5 protein-coding genes are annotated in these 5,947 nt (G+C 69.3%); all 5 read left to right on the plus strand.

The window, feature by feature from the left end; translation table 11 throughout:
• The first annotated feature begins 155 nt into the window (after positions 1–155).
• The gene (gene amrA / locus FVW20_RS05795) at positions 156–797 is read left to right on the plus strand and encodes an AmmeMemoRadiSam system protein A (RefSeq protein WP_196608688.1); all 642 of its coding nucleotides are present in this window, start codon (positions 156–158) and stop codon (positions 795–797) included.
• Between the two features lie 387 nt (positions 798–1,184).
• Positions 1,185–2,351, plus strand: coding sequence for an MFS transporter (locus FVW20_RS05800; protein ID WP_196608684.1), 1,167 nt, complete (start codon positions 1,185–1,187; stop codon positions 2,349–2,351).
• Between the two features lie 58 nt (positions 2,352–2,409).
• Positions 2,410–2,961 (plus strand): hypothetical protein, encoded by a 552-nt coding sequence (locus FVW20_RS05805; protein ID WP_196608685.1) that lies wholly within the window; start codon positions 2,410–2,412, stop codon positions 2,959–2,961.
• Positions 2,962–2,968: 7 nt separating this feature from the next.
• Positions 2,969–3,880, plus strand: coding sequence for a universal stress protein (locus FVW20_RS05810; RefSeq protein WP_196608686.1), 912 nt, complete (start codon positions 2,969–2,971; stop codon positions 3,878–3,880).
• A gap of 3 nt (positions 3,881–3,883) precedes the next feature.
• The coding region (locus FVW20_RS05815) for a PAS domain-containing protein (protein WP_196608687.1) at positions 3,884–5,947 on the plus strand (2,064 nt) is incomplete at its 3' end.

Consider the following 5,947-nt stretch of genomic DNA (forward strand, 5'->3'; position numbering starts at 1 on the left):
GGCCCCGCGCACTCCGCCGTTCCTGTGGACGCCCCGGGCGGGCTCTGGCACCATGAAACCGCGCGACCACCGCCGGGCGGCATGGAGCCGCCGCCGGGCCGCGCAAGGGAGCCTTCATGTCCACCCCTCGTACCCCCGCAGATCCGACGCATGTGATGGACGCGGCTGGTGTCGATTCCGGCGCGTTCCGGCTGGAACTGTCAGCCGACGAGCGGGCTTGGCTGCTCGATCTGGCCCGCTGGGCCGTGCTGCATAGACTGGCGCAAGCCGCGGCCGGGACCATGCCGGACGGGGACGAGGAGGCGGCCAGTCCGGATGCCGCAGAGGTGCCCGCGCCCCCCCCCGGCGTGCTGCACCGTTCCCTGGGGGCTTTCGTCACCTTCAAGAAAGGTGGCCATTTGCGCGGCTGCATCGGCTCCATGGTCGGCGACGGGCCGCTGTACCTCACCGTGGCCCGCATGGCCCGCGCGGCGGCCTTCGAGGATCCGCGCTTTCCGCCGGTGACCGCCGCCGAAGCACCGGAACTGGGACTGGACATTTCCGTGCTCGGCCCGCTATCCCGTTGCCCGGATCCTTCACAGGTGCGGGTGGGGCGGCACGGGCTGCTGGTGCGCCAGGGGTATCGTTCCGGGGTGCTGCTGCCGCAGGTGCCGGTGGAGTGGGGCTGGGACCGCGAGACCTTCCTGGCCCAGACCTGCCGCAAGGCGGGGCTGCCGCCCGAGGCGTGGCGGGATGCGTGGAAGGACGGACGCACCGAATTGTACTGGTTCGAGGCCGAGGTGTTCGGAGACCTGTAGGCACGGCCTGCCGCCCTGCACGGTCTTGCCGCCTTTCCGCGCCCTGCCTTTCCGCTTCCTGCCGGGGGCGTTCCGCAGTGTCGCCCCTTTCCGTCCGGCCCGGCTCGCCCGGCTTGCCAGGCCAGGCTGACCCGCCACAGAGGACAACCCCGACCCCGCGCCAGCCTGCCCGCAATCGCTCGCAACTGCGTGCGCCACGCGCAATGGTCCACATCCGACCGCAAACGGGCGAAGGCGCGTGCTCGCCTCGTTGACAGTGTCCACGCGCGGGGGTAGGGCACGCCTTCCGGCATCTGCGCCGTGCGCGGGTTCCCGACCCGCTCCATGCCCCCTTCCCGTCCCCCCGTCCGGCGCGGCGTTTTTCGCGTGCGTCCGCAGGAGTATTGCGTGCAGCGCATCCCTGATCTGCCCACCATTCCCAACAGGCCCATGTACATCTTCCTGCTGGTGCTCACCCTGGCCAACGCCGTGGGCTACCAGGGTTGGAGCACGCTCTACACCAACTTCGCGGTGCACGAGGCGGGGCTTACCGGCGCGCAGAACGGCCTTGTGCAGTCGCTGCGCGAGGTGCCGGGCCTGCTGTCCATCGGGGTCATCCTGCTGCTGCTGGTGCTGCGTGAACACCGCCTGGCCGCGCTTTCGGTGGTCATGCTGGGCGTGGGCGTGCTGGCCGCCGGATTCTTTCCGACGCTCGGGGGCATCGTGTTCACCACCATGCTCATGTCCTTCGGCTTCCATTACTTCGAGACCACCAACCAGTCGCTGATCCTGCAATACTTCGACGTGCGCACTGCGCCGCTGATCATCGGGCGGCTGCGCGGGCTCAACGCCGGGGGCAACCTGGCCATCGGCGCGGTGATCTTCCTGGCCGCCGGGGTGCTGCCCTTTTCCGGCCTGTTCGCCATCTCGGGGGGGCTTGCGGTGCTGGCCGGGCTGTGGGCCCTGACGCAGGACCCGCGCGCCCAGGGCCTGCCGGTGCAGCGGCGGGGCATGGTCATGCGCAAACGCTACTGGCTGTTCTACCTGCTTACCCTGCTGGGCGGGGCGCGTCGGCAGATATTCATCGTGTTTTCCGCCTTTCTGCTGGTGGAACGGTTCGAATTCGGCGTGCGCGAAATGACGCTGTTCTTCATGCTGAACAATGCGGTGAACTGGTTCCTGAATCCGCTCATCGGCAAGGCCATCAACGCCGTGGGCGAGCGCAGGCTGCTGGTGATGGAGTGCCTGTCGCTGGCGGGCATCTGCCTGGCCTACACCGTGGTGGAGGCCCGCTGGCTGGTGGGCCTGCTGTACGTGCTGGACCAGATATTCTTCAATTTCATCGTGGCCGTGCGCACCTACTTCCAGAAGATAGCCGACCCTGCGGACATCGCCCCCAGCATGGCCGTGAGCGTGGCGGTGAACCACGTGGCGGCGGTGGTGGTGCCCGTTGCGGGCGGCATGTTGTGGATGATGGACTTTCGCATTCCGTTTTATCTGGGGGCCGCGCTGGCGGGGTGTTCACTGGTGGCGACACTGTTCATGCGGGTTCCCGTGCGCGGCGCGTCTTGCTAAATGGTCCGGCAGCGACTACCCTTGTGGAATGATCCATGAACCGCAAGGAGGATGTGTCATGCCGCGCCCGTTCCCGCCCCGCACGCCCGCATCGAAGTCGCGCCCATGGGCGCCCCTGCTGCTGTCCGTTTCGCTGTTCCTGATCGCCGCCGCACTGTTGCCCCAATTTCCGACGGTTTCCGGGATCGCGGGGGGCGGTTTCGCCCTTGCCGCAGAAGCCGCGCCCAAGGCCGTGGCCGACAAGCCCGCCCCCAATGTGGACCGGGCCGTGCAGGTGGCCGTGGAACTGGAGGGCACCGACAGCCTGGGCGCGCGCCTGGCCTTTCGCCTGAAGGATACCTTCAACTCAAGTTCGCTGTTCGTGCTGTCCGAAAAGGATGCCCCCAAGATCCGCGTGCTGCTTTCCACCACGCCGGAATTCCCGTCGCGGCCCTCGGTGGGCTCTGCCTATTCGGTGGTCTGGGTGTTCTCGCAGAGCGAAGGCACCCTGCGCCACTACCTTGCCCGCGAGGTGGGCGTGGTGACGGCGGAAAGCGTGGAAGACCTGGTGGCGCACATCGTGGAGCGCACCGACGGCATCTCCGTCCGCTACAGCTACCTGTTCCAGTAGGCCGACCATGGAGCGCCATCTGCTGCTGACCATGGGGGGAGACGGCGGCGAGTCGTGGAACCTGCGCTTCGTGGCCGGTTTCTTTCGCCGCAAGGCGGCCCTGCGCCTGACGCTGTTCTACGTGGTGCCCGACGCCTACGCCTCCGGCCCCGGCGAGGTGATCCTGTCCGACGTGCAGATGCGCCACGGGCTGGAGCAACTGGCCAGGGCGCGCCGCTGGGCGGTGGAGCACGGCTTTGTGCCGGAGCATGTGGAAACGCGCGCCGTGCCCCGCCAGTTCGGCGTTGTGCGCGACATCGTCGAGGAAGCCCACAAGGGCCTGTACGACGCGGTGGTTTCGGGCCGCCGGTACCTTGGCTGGCTGGAGCAGACCTACACCACCAGCGTCTCGCGCGGGCTGTTGGGCGAAGAGATCGCCTTTCCCCTGTGGGTGTGCCACCAGCCGGAACCGGACCTGTCCAACGTGCTGCTGTGCGTTGACGGATCGGGCGAGAACCTGCGCATGGCCGACCATGTGGGGTTCATGCTGGCCACCCCCGGCGCGGAGGACCACACCGTGACCCTGCTGCATTGCAGGGAGCCGGGCAATGGTGGGGGCCAGCACGCGGCTGGGGTGGGTGCAGAGGACGCGCCGCTTTCCGGCGATGACGCCATAGCCGCCGCGCGAGAGGCCGTGCTGGCCAACGGCGTGGACGATTCGCGGGTGCGCGTGCTGATGCTGGACGCCTGTGACTGCGCAGGCCGGGCCGACAAGGCGGAAACCATCCTGCGCGTGGCCGAGCAGGACAGGTACGCCGTTGTGGCGGTGGGCCGCCGCACGGCCCTGCCCGATACCCTGATGCGCCGCATGTTCGGGCGCAGCGTCAGCGAACGGCTGCATGATCGGGTGAACCGTTTTTCCCTGTGGGTGAGCAAGTAGACCATGCCCAAGCGCACCGTTTCCCGTACCGGTACGGCTCCCGGCACCGGGGGTGCGTCGCCGGGGTTGCCCGCCGCGGAGGAATCGCCCGCGTCCTCTCGTTTGGCCAATTCGGAAAAGCTTCTGGATGCCGGTCCTTCGCCCCATCCCGCCCGTTCTGCCTGTCCCGCCCGTGCCGCCCGGGGCACGGTGACGCCAGGCGACGCTCCGCTTGCGGGAGCGCCCGGGCCCCAGCCGGAACTGTTTCCCCGGCCCGCCGCACTAGCCGCTGTCCAGACCCCTGAAGAGGAACTGCAGCGCCTGCGCGCCGAGACGGCCGTGCTGCGTCACCGGCTGCGCAAGGCAGAGGCGCGCCTGCTGCCCCTGGATGCCGACCCCGAAACCCCGGACATGCTGCTGGACGCGGTACCCCTGCTGGCCTTGTGCATCGACGCCGACGGGCGGATGCGCATGGTCAACCGGGGGTTCGAGTCGCTGTTCGGCGTCTGGCGCATGGAGGCGCGCGGTCACCGGCTGGAGGAAGTGGTGCCCCAGGAGGTCTCCGCGCAGCTGTCCCCCCTGCTGGCCCGCGCCTTTGCCGGAGAAGCGCGCGTGACCGGAGAACTGGCCGTCAGCGGGCGTGCGGGTGAGCGCTGGTTCAACATTACCCTTGCCGGGCGAGGCCTGCCGGGCAGCGGCATCATGTGCCGGGTGCTGCTGGTGGGGGTGGAAATCACCGAGGCCGTCACCGGTCGCCGTGCCCTGCGCGAGATAGGCGAAACCCGCCGTGCCCTGCTGGACGCGGCTCCGGGTGCGGCCTTTCTGATGGAGCCCGACGGCACCATCGTGGCCCACAACAGCGCCGCCTCGCGCCACGCCTGGCGCGACGGGCAGGACATGGCCGGCGAAAGCCTGTTCGCCCTCATGCCGCCGGACATGGCCGCCAGACGCCGTGCGGAACTTGCGCGCTGCGTGTCCACCGGGCGCGGCGGTTACTTCGAGGACCGCGACGGCAGCCGCGTGCTGCGCCATAATCTGGTGCCCGTGTTCGACGCACAAGGCCGGGTGGCCCAGATCGCCGCGTACGTGCATGACGTGACCACCCAGCGCCGGACCGAAGAGGAACTGCAAGCCACTCTGGAACGCAAGGACCGCATGGTCCACGCCCACGAGGCGGCCCTGGGCAGGCACGAGCGGCTGCTGCGGCGCATCTACGACGATGTGCCCGTGGGGCTTCTGCACACCAGCGCGGCGGGCAACGTCATCGAGGCCAACCGGGCGTTGTGCGCCATTACCGGGCTGACCCTGAGCGAGATGCGCGGCACGCATGTGGCCGACCTGGTGCTGCCGGAATACCGCGAATCGCTGACCTACGAGATGCAGCGCAACCGGGCGGAACGTGATCGGGTGGCACGGTACGAGGTGCGGGTGCGCAGGCCCGACGGCGAGATACGGCTGTGCCGCGTCACTTCCACGGTGGTCTGGGGCACCGACGACCTGCCCCTGTTCGGGCTGGGCGTGGTGGAAGACCAGACCGAACTGCACCGCCTGCGCGCAGAGGCCGTGCGGGCCGGACAACTGGCCGCCCTGGGCGAACTGGCCGCCGGGGTGGCGCACGAGATCAACAACCCCATCAACGGCATCATCAACTGCGCCCAACTGATGCTGGACGATGCCGACGTGGCGGCGCAGGGCGGCATGCGCCATGAGCCGCAGCCGGAACTGGCCGGGCGCATCCTGCGCGAGGGCCAGCGCATCGCCGGCATCGTGCGCAACCTGCTGTTCTTCGGGCGCGACCGGCGCGACGCCGACGTGCGGGTGGACCTGCGCGAGGTGCTGCTTGACGCCCTGGCCCTGACCCGCGCCCACCTGGAGGGCGACGGGGTGGTCATCGAACTGGACCTGCCCGACCTGCCGCTGATGGTGGTGGGCCGACCCGGCGAACTGCAGCAGGTGTTCATGAACCTTCTGGCCAATGCCCACCATGCCCTGAACGCCGTGGTGACCGGCGAACACGGTGAGCCCGGCAGCCCTGGCGGGCAGGCCGGGACCGGCGCCGCTCCGCGCCCCAGGCGCCTGGTCATAACC

The sequence above is a fragment of the Nitratidesulfovibrio oxamicus genome, assembly GCF_015731765.1.
Lineage (GTDB): Bacteria > Desulfobacterota > Desulfovibrionia > Desulfovibrionales > Desulfovibrionaceae > Cupidesulfovibrio > Cupidesulfovibrio oxamicus.

What these genes read in the sequence shown, in the direction of transcription:
- amrA (WP_196608688.1), top strand. Translation starts at nt 156, where the DNA reads ATGGACGCGGCTGGTGTCGATTCCGGCGCGTTCCGGCTGGAACTGTCA.
- FVW20_RS05810 (WP_196608686.1), top strand. Translation starts at nt 2,969, where the DNA reads ATGGAGCGCCATCTGCTGCTGACCATGGGGGGAGACGGCGGCGAGTCG.
- FVW20_RS05805 (WP_196608685.1), top strand. Translation starts at nt 2,410, where the DNA reads ATGCCGCGCCCGTTCCCGCCCCGCACGCCCGCATCGAAGTCGCGCCCA.